We start from the raw sequence: 16,140 nt of genomic DNA on the forward strand, positions 1-16,140 counted from the left end.
AGCCTAGACAATCATAAGCACACTTAAAATCAAATGATGATTACTATGGAATGGAGAAGTCGCATGAAGAAGATGTTGAAAGTGATGTTGGCAACGTTGGTGCTGGGCTGGGCGGTCATGGCTCATGCCGAGGATCCTCACGTAGAATATACCGATGCCATTGGCAAGGGCGACCTAAAGGTTGTGAAACAGTATTTCAACAATCCTTACAAGGTTGATGAACTGTTTTTTGCCTGGAGCGGTCTTGAAATCGCCGCTAACAAGGGCCAGCTGGAGATGGTGAAGTTCTTCGTCGAGAATGGTGCCGATGTCAACTACAAGCACCCGATTACCAAGATGACAGCCTTGCACCTGGCTGCTTATCAAGGCAATAAGGATGTGGTCAAATACCTCATAGACCATGGTGCAGACGTGAACGCCAAGCTGCGCGGCAATGTTTCCATCCTGCGTGCCTTGCGGGATGAGGGCCGAACCGACATGGTAGATTTCCTGATTGCTGCAGGTGCCAAAGATGATGGCTGCCAGGAGAAGAAATGCTATTGATTTGACAATCTCCTCGTTGTGTCATGGAGAGGACAAGGCATAGCCCTTCAGGCTTGCCGGAAAATGGATGCCGGTTTCGTACCGGCATTTTTCATCGGCTTCCGGGAACCTAAGTCTGATCCCAGGCTCGTAATCTGTGAATATCAAACTTGCGCCTAGTATAGGGAACGCCATGAGGAAAACGCCGATGCGTGCAATGACTATCCTGGCCGCCAGCGCCGCGCTGGTGGCATGTACTACCGTCGCGGCAGTGAGCAAGACACCGGATGACATTGCCCGTAGCCTGACATTGCCGCCGGGCTTCCATATCAACACGTTTGCCAAGCTCAATCCGACCAAGGGCGATTATTTCCGTGGACCGCGCTTCATGGCGTTCGGTCCGGACGGCAATCTGTATCTTGCCAGTAGCGTGGACAACACCGTCTATATGCTGCCGGACCGCGATCACGATGGCGTGGCCGACGATGTCGTTCCTGTCGTGGAAGGGCTGAATGCCCCCAACAGCCTGGTCTTCGCCAACGGCAGTATGCTGGTGGCAAACCAGGATGGCGTGGTCCGCATCGAGTTGGCGCAGGATGGAAAGCGCTCGGCTGCCAGGCAGGTGCCCCTGATCAGCAATCTTCCCTCTGGCGGGCATACCCTCAAAACCGTCAAGCTTGGGCCGGACGGTCATCTTTACCTGAACGTGGGCTCCAGCTGCAACGTATGTGTCGAAAAAGATCCCTTGCGTGCCACCATCCTGCGCTACACCCTGGATGGCCGGCCGGCAGGTGCTCCTGACGGCAGCGTCAGTGGTGCCAGGAGCGCGGTCTGGGCGAGCGGGCTGCGGAATTCCCAGGGGCTGGCCTGGCACCCTGCTACGGGCGACCTCTATGCGACTAATAACGGCGCGGACATGCGTTCAGGAACCAAGGGGGGTGCCATGGATGACGAATTGCCGCCCGAGCATATCAACAAGATTGAGCCTGGCAAGCACTATGGCTGGCCGCATTGCTGGGGTAACCGGGTGACGGATCCCAACTTCCCGGGCAAGCCCGGTTTCTGTGACAATATGCAGCCGCCCGCAATTACCTTGCGCGCGCATTCCACGCCTATAGGCATCACCTTTCTCGATAAGACGGATTTTCCTGACGAGTATAAGCAGGGTGCAATCGTAGCCCTGCATGGCTCATGGAATCGTGTCCAGCCATATGGCTACAAGCTGGTACGCATTCGCTTCCAGAACAATCAGCCGGTGGCCGTGGAAGATTTCGTCACTGGTTGGCAAACCAAGAACAGCGCCTGGGGGCGTCCTGTGGATGTGATTGCCGGGCCTGATGGCGCACTGTACGTATCAGATGACCGGGCCGGTTTGGTTTATCGTATTACCTACAACAATAAATAACCTTGTAAGGAGCAATGCAATGAAAAAGCGCGTGATCGGATTGGTAGCCTTATTGTTCGCTTCATGCCTGGCTCATGCCGAAGGGCCGCAGCCTGCCAGCAAGGTGGCGGTTTACATCAGTCCGTATGAATACACCAACGAGATCAAACTCTGGCACTTCATGAAGGATTACTGGTTCGCGCAGGGTCCCTTGATAGAGCCGGTGTTGACCAAGACGCTCAGCGCCAGGCTCGGCGACACTGTCATGTGTGAGGCAGGGGTTACGGCCAATGTATTGCTCTGGGTCAGGCCCAAGATGTTTTACAACCCCCATATGCGCAATTTCTACGGCACCATCAATGCCACCATTTATACCGGGAGCGGCAGGGCCATCGCGAGCTATACTGGTGAATCGCGCCTGAGCGGCGACCTGGACATCCTGCCAGCCAATACGGTGCAGGCAACATATGATCTCGCAATCCAGCAGGTGGCAGACAAGATAAAGGCCGATCCTGTCATCACGCGGCTGATTGATGAAGGGCTGCCAGATAGCGAATCGTATACACCCTGTGCCATGATTGCGATATTGCCAGGCCTGAAAAAGCCATAGAACACCTGATCCTTGCGTAGCGCTTCGCTCGCGCTACGCAAGATAACGTATGGCGTCGTGCGGTGGCGCCAGGCTATATTGCCTCTCATCCTGACCGAGTAGGGAGGCAAGCATTGCATGACCACATCCGTTTAAACTGCTGCCATGCCGCAGCATTCTGCCAGGGCCGCTTCCCAGGTGCCTGTCGGATTTGCAATTGTGGCGATCATTCTGGTTGCCGTTGCCTTGCGTCCCGGCATTGTTTCCATCGGCCCTTTGCTGCCTGCCATCATTGATGAGTTTCAGCTTTCCCACAGCACGGCTTCACTGCTGACTACCATTCCCGACCTGCTGATGGGCTTGCTTGCCCTGCCTACACCGTGGCTGGCGCGGCGATATGGGCGTGACCCCGTTCTGTTGCTGGCCTTGCTATTGCTGTGCGTGGCGATCGCGGCGCGCGCGTTCTCCCGAAGTGTGGACATGTTGCTGCTGAGCACCGCCGGGGTGGGGGCCGGCATTGCGGTAGCCGGTGCGCTGATCGCAGGCTACATCAAGGGAAATTTCCCGCACAAGGCGGCGATGGTCATGGGTATCTACGCGACAGCACTCTCTTTCGGCAGCACCTTATCTGCTGCGGTCTCTGGCCCTGTGGCCATGCACTCCGCTGCCGGGTGGCGCATGGGAGCCGGGATGTGGAGCCTGTGCGCCGCCATTGGCCTGCTTTGCTGGCTGGGGATCGCGAGACTAGAGCGCGGGCGCGCGCATGCGGCGAGCCACCCGGTGCGGTTGCCGTGGGGTAATCGCACCGCCTGGCTGGTGGCCCTGTTTTTTGCCGCCGACAATTTTTTGTTCTATGCCGTGCTGTCATGGACGGCTCCCATGTATATAGAACATGGCAGCTCGCCTGCTGTTGCAGGCTTCATTCTCGCGACCTTTACCACGGTATTCATGATATCCAATCCTATCCTGGGCGCCATCAGCAAATCCACGGATAGACGTGGCCTGCTTGCGGCCTGTGCTGCGCTAGCCGTTATTGGCTTGCTATTGATTGCGATGGTGCCCACCTGGGCGCCATTCATCAGCATTGCCATTTGTGCGTTCGGCCTGGGGGGAGCATTCACCCTGGGCATGACACTGCCTTTGGATAATACGCATAGCGTGGATGAGGCTAACGCCTGGAATGCTTTTGTGCTGACGGTAGGGTACCTGATTGCGGCTGCCGGGCCATTGTCCGTGGGATTCCTGCGGGATTTGACGCAGAACTTCCATATGTCGAGCTGGTTGTTGGTGCTGGTGGCCATGGTCATGCTGCTGCTTACCCCATTGTTGAGGCCCCATCAACCCGGAGGATAGCTTTCCGCCTTGTGAGGTTGAGTTAGCCTGTGTTCAACCGCATAATCCTCGATACGGTCAGGTCGCGATGATCGGCCGATCATACGGATAAGTGCAGGAGGGATAAATGGTTAAAACCGTGGTGGCTGTCTGGCTGGGCAGTGCATTGATGCTTTCCGCAACGGCCTCAGGGCACGAGTTGAAGGTGGTGCAAGGCTTCAACAACCCGGAGTCCGTGCTCGCAGACAGGGCAGGCAGGGTATTTGTTTCCGAGATCGGCGAATTCGACCAGGACGGCGACGGACAGATCAGCGTGATCGAGCCGGATGGCCAGCGCCGCGTATTGGCGAGCGGCATGAACGACCCCAAGGGGCTGGCCCTGATCGGAAGGGATCTGTATGTCACTGACAAGGACCGGATACTCAAAGTGGATGGGGATGGACAATGGGAGGTTCTGGTCGATAAAAGCGCGTTCCCTGTCTCCCCCCGTTTCCTCAATGACCTGGAGCCTGATTACGAGGGGAAGTATCTCTATGTGAGTGACAGTGGCGATATCGCCAACCAGGGCGGCACCAGCGGCGCGATATACCGGGTTATTCTTGCCACCAACAAGGTCGAGACCGTGATCAGCCATCAAATGGATGACAGGATCAAGGCGCCCAACGGGTTATGGATGGATGATACGGGCGAGGTATTGATCTTTGCCGATTTTGCGCGCGGCGTGTTATACAAGCTCGACTTGCTCAACCGCCACCTGATCGAGCTTGCAACGGGGCTGGGCAGCAGTGACGGTGTGGCGATGGGAGCGAACCGCAAGCTTTATGTCAGCGATTACGTGGGTGGCAAGGTGTTCAGCCTCAATATGGAAGATGAAGTCGCGCTGGAGCATGAGGGATTCCAGAGTGCAGCCGATATCGGCGTGACGCCTGACGGCAAGATATTGCTGGTCCCGGATATGAAGGCAGGCACAGTCACTTGGCTGCATTTGCATTGAGAGGACACAGCCATGGAATTCCGCTGGTTTGGTTAAAGTCGCTTGATCAGCACGTGATCGTTTGGCGGTGCAAGAGCGAAACCGGGCTGGCAGTATCAATAACCGCCAACCTGACCTTGAATAGGCGTATTGTGCCTATTGCACTGAATCGTCCCTTCCAGAACCATCAATGATCTGCAGGCTGCCATTTCCAATCCCGGATTTCCGGCATGTCCTCGCCATGCTGCCAGATGTATTGCTTGTGTTGCGCGAGCTTTTCGTCCATGAGCGCATCCAGAACCGGAGCATTGTCGATATGCGGTAGCCAGCGCAAGGTATTCTTGACCAGATTGTAGCGATCCAGCCTGTTCAGCACCGTCATGTCGAAAGGCGTAGTGGTCGTGCCTTCTTCCAGGAAGCCGTGCACATGGAAGTTGGCATGATTGTGCCGCTTGTAGGCCAGGCGGTGGATCAGCCCAGGATAGCCATGGAAAGCGAAGATCACTGGTTTATCCCGGGTGAACAGTTCGTCGAAGGCATCGTCGGTGAGGCCGTGTGGATGCACGTCGTGAGGAACTAGGGTCATGAGGTCGACCACGTTGACGTAGCGTATCTTGAGCGCGGGCAGATGCTCGCGCAACAGCATGACGGCGGCAAGCGACTCCATGACCGGCACATCGCCCGCGCTGGCGATGACCAAGTCGGGTTCCTCGTCTGCTGCGCAGTTGCCGGCCCAGTGCCAAATACTGGCGCCACGGCGCGCATGTTCAATCGCGGCGGGCATGTCCAGCCATTGCCCTTGCGGTTGCTTGCCTGCAACGATGACATTGATGAGGTTGCGGCTTTGCAGGCAATGATCGGTGATTGCGATCAGGGTATTGGCGTCGGCAGGCAGGTAGATGCGGATGATGTCCGGCTTTTTGTTGGCGACATGGTCGATGAAGCCGGGATCCTGATGCGAGAAGCCATTATGGTCCTGGCGCCAGACATGCGAGCTCAGCAGGATGTTGAGCGAGGCAATCGGTTTGCGCCAGGGAATGTGGCGACATTCCTTGAGCCACTTGGCATGCTGGTTGAACATGGAGTCGATGATATGGATAAATGCCTCGTAGCAGGAAAAGAATCCATGGCGGCCAGTGAGCAGGTAACCTTCCAGCCAGCCTTCGCAGCTATGTTCTGAGAGTATTTCCATCACGCCGCCATGCGCTGCAAGATGCTCGTCGCTTTCCAGACGTTCGGCCATCCATTGCCGATTGGTGACCTCGAACAATGCCTGCAGGCGATTGGAGTTATTTTCATCCGGGCTGAATACGCGGAAGTTGTTCGGATTGAGCCGCCAAACTTCGGCCAGATACTTGCCGAGCTCGCCCGTGGTGCTGGTCTGGCGTTCGCCCGGCTGGGTCACGGCATAGGCAAACTTGCGGAAATCCGGCAGTGCCAGAGGCTTGAGCAGCAGGCCGCCATTGGCGTGCGGGTTGGCGCCCATGCGCCGTTCGCCCTTGGGGGCAAGCGCGCGCAGCTCTTCCTTGAGCCTGCCTGTATCGTCGAACAGTTCGTGCGGCGCGTAGGATTGCATCCAGTCCTGCAACAGCTTGATGTGCTCCGGCTTGTCTAACTCACCGAACGGCACTTGGTGCGCGTGAAAGGTGCCAGTGTTCGGTTTGCCGTCCACTTCCGCAGGTCCGGTCCAGCCCTTCGGCGAACGCAGGATGATCATGGGCCAGCGCGGACGGCTGACTTCGCGTTTCAGGCTGGCTTCGCGCTTGATCCGTTGTATTTCCCCGATGACCTGGTCCATGACGCTGGCCATGCGCTGATGCATGAAGTCAGGGTCGCTGCCTTCGACGAAATAGGGCGTGTAGCCGTAGCCTTCGAACAGTTTCTGCAGCTCTTCATCGCCAATGCGCGACAGGATGGTGGGGTTGGCGATCTTGTAGCCGTTGAGGTGCAGGATAGGCAATACCACGCCGTCGGTCTTGGGATTGAGGAATTTGTTGCCGTGCCAGGAGGTGGCCAGCGGGCCGGTTTCCGCCTCGCCGTCGCCGACTACGCAGCAGGCGATCAGGTCCGGGTTGTCGAACACTGCGCCGAACGCATGCAGCAGGCAATAGCCCAGTTCGCCTCCCTCGTTGATCGACCCCGGTGTCTGCGCCGAGGCATGGCTGGGGATGCCGCCAGGGAAGGAGAACTGCTTGAACAGCTTGAGCATGCCGGTCTCGTCCTCGGTGATTTCCGGGTAAAGCTCGGTATAACTGCCTTCCAGGTAGGTATTGGCGACGACGGCCGGACCGCCATGCCCCGGGCCGGTAATGTAGATCATGTTGAGGTCGTGCTCGCGAATGACCCGGTTGGCGTGGACATAGACGAAATTAAGCCCCGGTGTCGTTCCCCAGTGGCCCAGCAAGCGCGGCTTGATATGCTCTGGCAGCAAAGGCGTCTTGAGCAACGGGTTGGCATAGAGGTAGATCTGGCCGACCGAGAGATAATTGGCGGCGCGCCAGTAGGCATGCAATTGCGCCAATTGTTGAGCATTCAGGACATGGTCCGCGGCTTGGGATTGCATTGACATTCTCCTTGGGAGGGGCGTGATTCCATCATAACAGCAGGGAGGGGTATGGCAACCTTGAAACAATGAAGTTTCATCGTTGGCGACTTGGGCAGGCTGGTCCTATACTCTAGGACATGAATGCACAGACTTTGATGCAGTTATTGCTGGAAGTAGAGCGCGAGGATCCCATCGATTTTTCTGGATTGCCTTTTGACGTGGATGATCTGCGGCGGCTCGCCTGCCTCAATGTGGTAGAGATCATGCAGCAACTCCGGGCCGGCAATTCTGCGGAGGACGGGGAGATGGTCATGGCGGCCACTGTCACCCGCCTAGTGCTGGAAAATATGGTGTTGCAGGCAAGACTGGCCATTTTGTTGCAACAAGAGGGAGAGTAGGCCTTATCCGCCAATCAGGACATTGACTGCCCCTGGACCCATGACGATTCCACCTGTTCCTGTCATATCTCCAACGCGTGCTGCAGGCAGGCCATTGATGAAAACAGTCGATGATCCTTGGACTATGATGTCTATCCCGTTGCCATGACCCCTGCAAGCCCCTGGTTTGCCACCAATCAGCACGGTGGCGATGCCAGTATTGATTGGCTTAATGGGCTGAGTAGGCAGGAGAATATGCATCAGCATATCCCCCATTCGGGCAGCAGGTTTCATGGGGGCCTTCCTTAGTTGATGTGGATCATACTTCCCTTGAGGGCCAATATGCTGGTAGCGCTAATTTCGGCAGTGGCTTCACTGTTCAGTTTGAGGGATCCAGCCTTTATTTCAATATTTTGTCCATTCATCTTGATATCGTTGCCTTCCAGGGACAAACAACGGCTTTGCAAATGTATTCCGGCTTGGCTGAAATGGATGGAATTGTTGTGTTGATCTTCAAGCACGAGACTTTCTTTTTCATCCTTGCTCAGTTTTAACAATGGACCGTTCTGGGTGGATATTTGTATTTCCTGTCCTGCGTCATCCAGCGATAGCAATAACCCGTTGGGGCTTTTGTAACCATACTGGCTTGGATTGGCCCATGGTCTTGGCATGGCTGGGCTATGAACTGCCCCAATCACCACGATATTATTCAAGTCGCTACCATTCAGGCCTAATATCACCTCATCGCCTATGGAGGGCGTGAAGATCGTGCCGGAGAATTCACCTGCTTGTAATGTAGCCAGTCGCGCCCACACACCCTGGCCTGTGGGATCAATCAAGGGGCAGGTGACTTTGATTCTTTCGTTGACAGCTGGATCATCACTGACTTCTTGCACGATACCCGTTAGCATGGTGGGGAGTTGTTTGCTATTGGTTGGCTCAGCGCATATCTTTCGCGGCAATCCAATCTGGAAGTGGGTGACTGGTGCTGCTCCTGGAGCAAGTTCATAAGTGATCCCACTAATGTAATAGTATCCAGATAAATGGTGACTGATGTCTGACAGTAGTAATGTTTGTCCTGGATAGGCGACATGTAAGGATTGTGCCGTAATCGTGCCTTGCACCAGACTTAATCTGGAGTATGCGAGTAGGGCATCTGCCATGATTTGGAGTTGAGGTAGGGTATATTCCCCGCTAATTCGCTGTACCTTTGTGACTGGATGATCTTTGCCCAACAGTGCAAAGGCTGAAAGATGCGCATTGACTGGAAAATCAATATTTTTTGCTTCAACAGTCTCCAGCGCCTGATTGCTGTAACACCATGCCTGGAGTTCCAAAGCATCTACCTGATGGTAGGTGTCTATATCAATCTCTAGGTTGATGATGTTTTCATGTGGTAGCGGAAACCCATTTGCCGTCCCTAATTCTGGAGAGGTGACTGTGACGGTATTACCGTTACAACAGGCGACCAAGCCCGTTTCCTGAAGGCGTTGCAAGACAAAATTCCAGTCACTCGTGTTGTGCTGAATTAAATACTCATGCTGTACACCTGAGGAGTCAATGTAGGCTTCGATGCCGTGGCTAGCCAGTATTTGGTGAATGATTTCACCATCGGTCATTTCATGAAAAATTTGGTTTTGAGGCAGGGTGGTCAATGCAGTGGCTGCATGACAGCAATTCAGGATAAGTAAAGTATCTTTGACCGAGTACTGAATTTTTTGTGTCGCGATAACGCCTAAAAATAGTGGGGTGTCATTCGAGTGGATGTCTACTTTATTTCCTGGAAGTAGTCTTTTAGCAACTTGATCAAGTTCTGTGAGTGAACTGAATGCCAGTTGGATAGATGCAGAAGGCAGTGCATTCAAGCGATGTTGTATTGATAATGCATGGGGCGTGCTTAATCGCTCTCCAGCAACCAACACTTCGACGCTAGATATCGTCACGAAACCGGCTCCGATGGCAAAGGTTTGCTAGGAGGACTGGGTTGTTGTCGCTGACGGATGACAACATTGATCGGGCTTGTCTTAGCCCGGATCTTGACTCGATTTACCGGTTTTCCAGGCCTGGTGATTGCTGGTTTCAAGTCGGGGGCTGATATGACTTTATGTAGCTTTAGTATGATAAATTCGGCAGGCCTGAGCAAGGCAATGCCTACATGCACAATTATTCGTCCCGCTGCGATATCCTGGGTGGACATGGTCTGGTTAAGGCCTATCCTGACATAGAATGCTTGTTCAGGTTTATCTCCAACTAAAGCACCCTCCCGCCAAAGCGTGTGCAGAAAATCCTGGCACTGGTGACCAACCAAACTCCATGTAGCTTCATCATTTTTCTCAAAGGTTTGCTGATCCAGGAATCGACGTAGAGAGGCCTGCACAAATCCACGGGTAAGCAAATGGGCTATATAACGCCATTCGCTGTCATTGCTGGCTAATGTGTGTCCTCCCCACATCAAGAGAGCATTGTCGAAGCGACGAATGGCATTGATTGATTTACCTGTTGGGTGAATATTCAGCGATTCTTGAATGATGTTATCAATGGTGGCGCTTAATGAAATGATTTCCTTGATGGGGGTATGGTTAGGGGTTGTCCAAATGTTACGCTTGCGGGCATTGGCTTCAAATAATGCCATGATGCTGCCGCTGGGAGGAAGCATCCTGTTGAATCGTATCGCAGGGGATGCTTCCAGTTGTTTATGAAGCAGGTGAGATTGGAGCTTGGTGGCTTTGTGAAAATCATTCCAGGCTGTGGCAACGCCAGGCGTATATTTGATTTCCAGGTCGACATAGCCTGAGATGCCAGCCGCAGCTGTTTCCAGCCATGGCATGAACGCTGCACCGTGTTGCAGGCCTCGCTGACCGATATCATGGCGGAACGTATTGACCGTCATCTCCCGAGTCTGGTCATTGCAATAGGGGACATCCAGAATTGCTAGGCAATAATCCTGTTGTGCACAATATTGCAGTAGTTTCCTTTGGAGTTGAGGTAATTCTGCTAGCGAAACAGCATCGGGGATCGCAACCAGTGTAAATGCGGCGTTTAGGGGTAATGCTCTAATGGCCGCTTTCAGCGCAGAAGCATCTGGTGCCCGGGAATATGGGCCAACGGAAAGAATTTCGCATTGTCCACCTCCATTGGCGAAGTATTGATGTACGGCTGCATAAAGGTAAAAAGGACTGTAGCTGTGGGCATTGACGATATTACCTTTGCCGTCCAATAGCACGCGTAGGGTTTCTGGCGCACCTTTGCCAAAGTGTTCTTCGTATTCTGCAAGTGAGGAAACGCTGTAGCGCTTACCCAATGGTAATGGATGTCCATTGGCATCCTGGGATTTTTCTGTATGGCCAATGAATAGGGGCAGGCATGCGGCAACAGGCTCAATGTTGGGTGCAATAGCTATTTCCTGTACATAAATGCCAGGATGTTGATAGTTCCCCATGTAAAGCTCCCCTATCATTATTTTAAATATAACCATATTACGGCAATTTGTTGTCAGTATTTAAGTATTTCGTGAATTGAATGAAAAATTCTATGTGATGGATACGATGCACGCCGCTAAAATGCGCACATGAATCATCAAGTGCTTACCTCTCCCTTACCGGGAAGCAAAACAGAATTACGGCAAGCGGCACTGATGTTGCTCTGTGAATGTGACCCGGTACGCAAGTCTCAAGACGTGGCAGCCCTGCAAGCAGCCTGGAATGAAGGAAGCGTGAGCTTGGTGCCTGAGCTGCATTTGAATGCTCCCGGCAATATTCCGGGTCGTCCGGAAAAACCGGAGCTGGTAGCCCCTCAAGCATTGGGGCGACGCTCAATGAGGACTGAGCAAGGCAGGGCCGCGCTTATTCATGCTTTATCCCACATTGAGTTTAACGCGATCAATTTGGCTTTGGATGCTATATGGCGCTTTTCCGCCATGCCGGCACAATATTATGTGGACTGGCTGAAGATTGCAGCAGAAGAGGCGTTGCACTTCACCATGCTGCATGACCACTTACAAAGCCTAGGCTATCGTTACGGTGATTTCACCGGGCACGATAGCCTATGGGAGATGGTAGCGAAAACCAGCGACGATGTGTTGGCGCGCATGGCTTTGGTACCGCGTACCCTGGAGGCACGTGGACTCGATGCCTCGCCGCCTTTGCGGGCCAAGCTGGCCCAGGCTGGCGACCTCAAGGCGGCAGCCATTCTTGATATCCTCCTGCGTGACGAAATTGGTCATGTAGCAATTGGCAACCGCTGGTATGGCTGGCTGTGCGAGCAGCGGGGATTGGAGCCCGTCTCCACTTATGCCCGGCTTACCGCGCAATACCAGGCTCCCAAGCTGCGCGGCCCGTTCAATTTCCCGGCACGCCGGGCAGCCGGCTTCAGCGAAGCCGAACTGGCGCTGATGGCCGAGCGTCGGGAGTAGCAAGGCACAGATTGAAGGATGGCTCACTTTTGCTAGCAGTTCTAAAGCGCTACCTACATTAGATTCATTGCACGCATCCGCCGGTACAGCGTATTGCGGCTGATACCGAGCTGCCGCGCCACTGCAGAGACATTGCCGGCATGCGATTGCATGGCCGCCTTGATGGCCTCCGCCGTCAGTTTGCTCAATGAAAGCGCCGCGTCTTCCTCAACGCCGTTTTTCATGTCGTCGAGAAAGTCCTGCGTCAAGTGCATCATGGAGATGGGGCTTGCTCCCGACAGTGCCAGTGCCGTACGCAGCACATTATGCAATTGGCGGACATTGCCTGGCCAAGGGTGAGACTTGAATAACGCCATGACCTCCCGGTCTATCGTCTTGCCTGCGGCATTCTCTGTCTGCAGGATGGTGTTGATCAGTGCAGGCAAATCCTGGCGCTGCCGCAGTGCAGGCAGGGTGGCGGTGAGGCCGTTCAGGCGATAGTAGAGGTCGCGGCGGAATTCGCCGCGCTCGACCTTCTCGCGCAGTTTCTGGTTGGTGGCGCTCAACAGCGCGAAATTGACGGGCTTGGGTTTGGTGCTACCCAGGGGCGTGACGCTGCGTTCCTGCAATACCCGCAGCAAGCGCGCTTGCAAGGCTAGCGGCATGTCGCCGATTTCATCCAGGAACAGGGTACCGCCGTCGGCCTGCTCCAGTTTGCCCACGCTGCCCTTGCGGCGCGCCCCGGTAAAGGCGCCTTCCTCGTAACCGAATAGTTCTGATTCAATCAGGCCTTCTGGCAAGGCTGCGCAGTTGACGGCAACCCATGGACCCCGGCTGCGGGTGCTGGCTTCGTGGATGGCCCGTGCGAACAACTCCTTGCCTACGCCGGTTTCACCCTCGATCAGGATGGGAATGTCCTGATCGAGGACAAGCTCTACCTGGCTGATGATGCGGGCAACGCGCGGGTCGCCGGTATTCAGCATCTGCAGGCTGGCAGCGCAATGCCGTTCGCTGGCCGAGGAGTTGGTGGCCCCAGGCTGGCGGACGCCAGGTGCTTGTCGCAACGTCATGCGCGCGTAAAGCCGCGCTTCCCGCGTAGTATAAAGCGGTGTTACCAGTGAACTTCCCTGCGCCGCCTGCATCAGCGATTCCGGCCTGCAGGCAAACAATTCGCTGAATAGCGAGTCTTCCAGTTTCTCATGTGTGATGCCGAGCTGGAACTGGCCACTGCGATTCAGTGCCATTAGTCGGTGCCGATCGTCGAAGATGGCAATGCCTTCCCACAATGTGCCGATGAATTCCGGCCGGGCATGAAAATGCAGTGAATACGCCCCGGCATGGCTGGCGATGAACAGCCGGTTCTCGATCATTTGCGCCGACATGCGCACCAGTGCCAGGGTATGCTGCTGCGGCATGCTGGCGTCTGTCGACACGTCCAGCGTGCCCATTATCTGGTTGCGCGCGTTCAGTATGGGCACTGCCGAGCAAGCCAACACATGATTGCGTTCGAGGAAATGTTCCGCGCCTTGTACCGTCATGGGGGAACGTTCCACCAACGCCGTGCCGATGGCATTGGTGCCGCGCAGGCTTTCCTGCCAGGATGAGCCGGGAATCAGGGCCACGCGCTGGGCATCATCAAGAAATTCGCTATTGCCTTGGCTATGCAGGATGAAGCCCTGGGCGTCGGTCAGCACGATTACGCTGCGCGTATGGCTGATCTGCGCGTTGAGGCTTTCCATTTCAGGCCTGGCGTGCGATAGCAGTAACTGATTGGCTTCCTGCTTTTCCAGCAGTTCCTGTTGGGTCAGTATTTCGGTGCGCACTGGAGCGCCAGCTTCCATGCCGTTTTCCACACACCTGCGCCAGGAGCGCTCGATTTCCTTGGAAACGCTGCCTTTTTCCACGGCACCATGCGCAAGGAATTGGCTTTTTGCATCCAGAAACCGAGGCCCGTCAGGATAAGGATTATGCATGGGTTAAGTCCCTGATTGTATGGGGTTGAACTAGTGTGTTAGGCAATTTAGCACCTGTTCACGGATGACACAACTTTTCCTGAGGCTGGTGTGGCGGCATGCACGCGCAAGGCTAGCAATCGTGCTGGGAAATCCCTTGCCCCGTCTTGGTTTCGGCATCTTCTCAGAGGTCAGAGGATTGGCGTGGGATCGGGCAGGTGGCGGCGCTACCTGGGTGTTGTGACTAGTCCCGCATTCATTCAGGGGTCACGGCGGGGGAAGAAACTCGCTGCATTCATGTTTGCTCATTATTGATTGGGGAGTTGTGATGAAGTTGAAATCCGTTGTTCGAAATCGATTCGCCATTGCTGCATGGTTGTTGGCAGCCATTGGCGTGCAGCCGGTGGCTGCGGTATCCGCTGCCACTGCGGCGCCTACCCAATGGTCTTTTGGCATCCTTGCTGATACCCAGGGGGCAAGCGATCCGCGAGGTGTTTCCGTCAGGCTGATGCAGCCAGTCATTGACCGCTTCGCCAACCACCACGACATTGACTTGCTCATTTCCATCGGCGATCTGACCGAGGACGGTACCGTCGCTGAGTTCAACACTTGGAAGCAGGCCGCAAAGCCATTGACCGATGCCGGCATTCCGCTTTATCTGACGCGCGGCAATCATGATGTCCGCGCCGAAAGCAGTACCGTAGGTATCGATCCTTTGCTCGGTCCTTCCACTTCCCGAGGTACCGAGGTCTGGTCCGCAACCTTTCCTGAACTGAGCGGACCCAACGTGACCGCTGGACCAGGCGCATCCTACTCGTTCACCTATAACAACACGCGTTTCGTTTCGCTCGACCTTTACGGCGCAATGCCTAGCGAGCTCGTTGGCTGGGCAGCCAGCCAGCAGAAAGGTAGCCATGACCATATGTTCGTCTTTGCCCATGAGCCTTTCTTCGGGCGTGCGCGGGAAGGCGTAATCGGCGATGACCCGCTGCGGATGCAGATACTCTCGCAATTGAGCAGCAATGGGGTTGATGCCTATTTGAGCGGGCATGACCACCAGTACAGCCGCTCGGCTGCTGTCGATGGCCAGGACGTATTGCTTCACCACTTCGTCGCGGGTTCTAACGCCGAGAAATATTATCGGTTCGAGAATGAATTCAATGTTGGAGAGGAAGTTGGTGCCGCACTGGAAAACAATAAGGTTGGCTACAGCGTCGTCGATATCGATGGGCCCTTCGTGACCTTCACCTATTACTCGGCGACTCCACCAGCTTCATCGGATTTCCTGGAAACTTGGGAGCCAGAGTGGGCCGTGGCTGACCGTACGACCTTCTCGACCAACGGCCACTCCTATGGCATCAACGCAGGTGAGTCCTACGCTGGTCTGGACAGTTCGATTGCAGCGGGCGATGGATTCATCGGTACGCAGGCAGAAATCCTGGCCGGACAAAATCTCGATGGACGCACCGTGACCACTGAGCCTGATTCCGGCGATGGCATCACCCAGAAACTTGGCAATATCGTCAACTTCGGCTGGCGGGCGAATACGGACGGCCTGCACAGCGATATCCTCTACCTGGGTGGTATGGATGACCAGCTTGATGGTGTTGCCGATCCTTTCGTGCTCGCCCTGAGCTATGGCGAGGATGTGGCAGTCGACGAATCATTGCTGCGCCTGATGTATCTGGTGGATGGTGAGTGGGTATTGGCAGTGGAAGCCAACACAGAGGGGACGCCGTTCTTTGTCTCAGGTGCTTGGAATGCCACCTATGGCCTGGGGACGTATGGCGTGGATACTGTCAACAACCAGGTATGGGCGGTGATTGACCGCAACGGGCAGTTCGCTGTGGCTGCCGTGCCTGAGCCTTCTGCAATGGCACTGATGCTGTGCGGACTTGGACTGTTGGTGCCACTGGCAGCGCGACGTCGGCGCAGCTGAGTGGAGAATACCGGCGCTCTCAAGCCAGATAAAACAAGGGCTGCTGTGGCAGTCCTTGTTTTTTGTCCAACCTGTGCGGTTGTGACCGTGGGACCAGTGGCACATGCCGGGCTGGAAGGCATCATTGTGCAACATAG

Annotated in this window: 13 protein-coding genes; 8 read left to right on the forward strand and 5 right to left on the reverse strand. The window is 55.1% G+C overall.

The window, feature by feature from the left end; translation table 11 throughout:
* Positions 1-63: 63 nt before the first annotated feature.
* From MFLA_RS05285 to MFLA_RS05305, 5 genes are all read left to right on the forward strand, one after another.
* Positions 64-543, forward strand: coding sequence for an ankyrin repeat domain-containing protein (locus MFLA_RS05285; protein ID WP_011479253.1), 480 nt, complete (start codon positions 64-66; stop codon positions 541-543).
* A 187-nt stretch (positions 544-730) separates the two neighbouring features.
* Entirely contained in the window at positions 731-1,927 is a 1,197-nt protein-coding gene (locus MFLA_RS05290) for a PQQ-dependent sugar dehydrogenase (protein ID WP_229407187.1), read from the forward strand.
* 19 nt (positions 1,928-1,946) lie between these two features.
* On the forward strand, positions 1,947-2,516 hold the full coding sequence (locus MFLA_RS05295; protein WP_011479255.1) for a hypothetical protein: 570 nt from the start codon (positions 1,947-1,949) through the stop codon (positions 2,514-2,516).
* A 144-nt stretch (positions 2,517-2,660) separates the two neighbouring features.
* The gene (locus tag MFLA_RS05300; RefSeq protein ID WP_011479256.1) at positions 2,661-3,848 is read left to right on the forward strand and encodes an MFS transporter; all 1,188 of its coding nucleotides are present in this window, start codon (positions 2,661-2,663) and stop codon (positions 3,846-3,848) included.
* A 106-nt stretch (positions 3,849-3,954) separates the two neighbouring features.
* Positions 3,955-4,821, forward strand: coding sequence for an SMP-30/gluconolactonase/LRE family protein (locus MFLA_RS05305; protein ID WP_011479257.1), 867 nt, complete (start codon positions 3,955-3,957; stop codon positions 4,819-4,821).
* A gap of 166 nt (positions 4,822-4,987) precedes the next feature.
* Here MFLA_RS05305 and MFLA_RS05310 read toward each other — a convergent pair whose 3' ends face one another.
* Positions 4,988-7,363: a phosphoketolase family protein gene (locus MFLA_RS05310; RefSeq protein ID WP_011479258.1), complete on the reverse strand. Its 2,376-nt coding sequence runs from the start codon at positions 7,361-7,363 to the stop codon at positions 4,988-4,990.
* A gap of 137 nt (positions 7,364-7,500) precedes the next feature.
* Here MFLA_RS05310 and MFLA_RS05315 point away from each other — a divergent pair, with 137 nt between their 5' ends.
* Complete coding sequence (locus MFLA_RS05315; protein WP_229407189.1) at positions 7,501-7,743, forward strand: hypothetical protein; 243 nt, start codon at positions 7,501-7,503, stop codon at positions 7,741-7,743.
* Positions 7,744-7,746: 3 nt separating this feature from the next.
* Here MFLA_RS05315 and MFLA_RS05320 read toward each other — a convergent pair whose 3' ends face one another.
* Genes MFLA_RS05320 through MFLA_RS05330 form a run of 3 tightly spaced genes read right to left on the reverse strand, consistent with a single transcriptional unit; the run spans position 7,747 to position 11,161 of the window.
* Entirely contained in the window at positions 7,747-8,016 is a 270-nt protein-coding gene (locus MFLA_RS05320; protein ID WP_011479260.1) for a PAAR domain-containing protein, read from the reverse strand.
* 11 nt (positions 8,017-8,027) lie between these two features.
* Complete coding sequence (locus MFLA_RS05325) at positions 8,028-9,665, reverse strand: phage baseplate assembly protein V (protein WP_011479261.1); 1,638 nt, start codon at positions 9,663-9,665, stop codon at positions 8,028-8,030.
* The gene (locus tag MFLA_RS05330) at positions 9,662-11,161 is read right to left on the reverse strand and encodes a phage tail sheath family protein (RefSeq protein WP_011479262.1); all 1,500 of its coding nucleotides are present in this window, start codon (positions 11,159-11,161) and stop codon (positions 9,662-9,664) included. The genes MFLA_RS05325 and MFLA_RS05330 overlap by 4 nt, the downstream gene beginning before the upstream one ends.
* A 129-nt stretch (positions 11,162-11,290) precedes the next feature.
* Between MFLA_RS05330 and MFLA_RS05335 the strand changes: the two genes are divergently transcribed.
* The gene (locus MFLA_RS05335) at positions 11,291-12,133 is read left to right on the forward strand and encodes a ferritin-like domain-containing protein (RefSeq protein WP_011479263.1); all 843 of its coding nucleotides are present in this window, start codon (positions 11,291-11,293) and stop codon (positions 12,131-12,133) included.
* Between the two features lie 53 nt (positions 12,134-12,186).
* Here MFLA_RS05335 and MFLA_RS05340 read toward each other — a convergent pair whose 3' ends face one another.
* Complete coding sequence (locus MFLA_RS05340) at positions 12,187-14,085, reverse strand: sigma-54-dependent Fis family transcriptional regulator (protein WP_011479264.1); 1,899 nt, start codon at positions 14,083-14,085, stop codon at positions 12,187-12,189.
* A 307-nt stretch (positions 14,086-14,392) separates the two neighbouring features.
* On the opposite strand from MFLA_RS05340, the gene MFLA_RS05345 reads away from it, so the two are divergent.
* Positions 14,393-16,003, forward strand: a complete 1,611-nt coding sequence (locus tag MFLA_RS05345; RefSeq protein WP_011479265.1) for a metallophosphoesterase — start codon at positions 14,393-14,395, stop codon at positions 16,001-16,003.
* Positions 16,004-16,140: the final 137 nt, after the last annotated feature.

The organism is Methylobacillus flagellatus KT, assembly GCF_000013705.1.
GTDB classification, from domain to species: Bacteria; Pseudomonadota; Gammaproteobacteria; order Burkholderiales; family Methylophilaceae; genus Methylobacillus; species Methylobacillus flagellatus.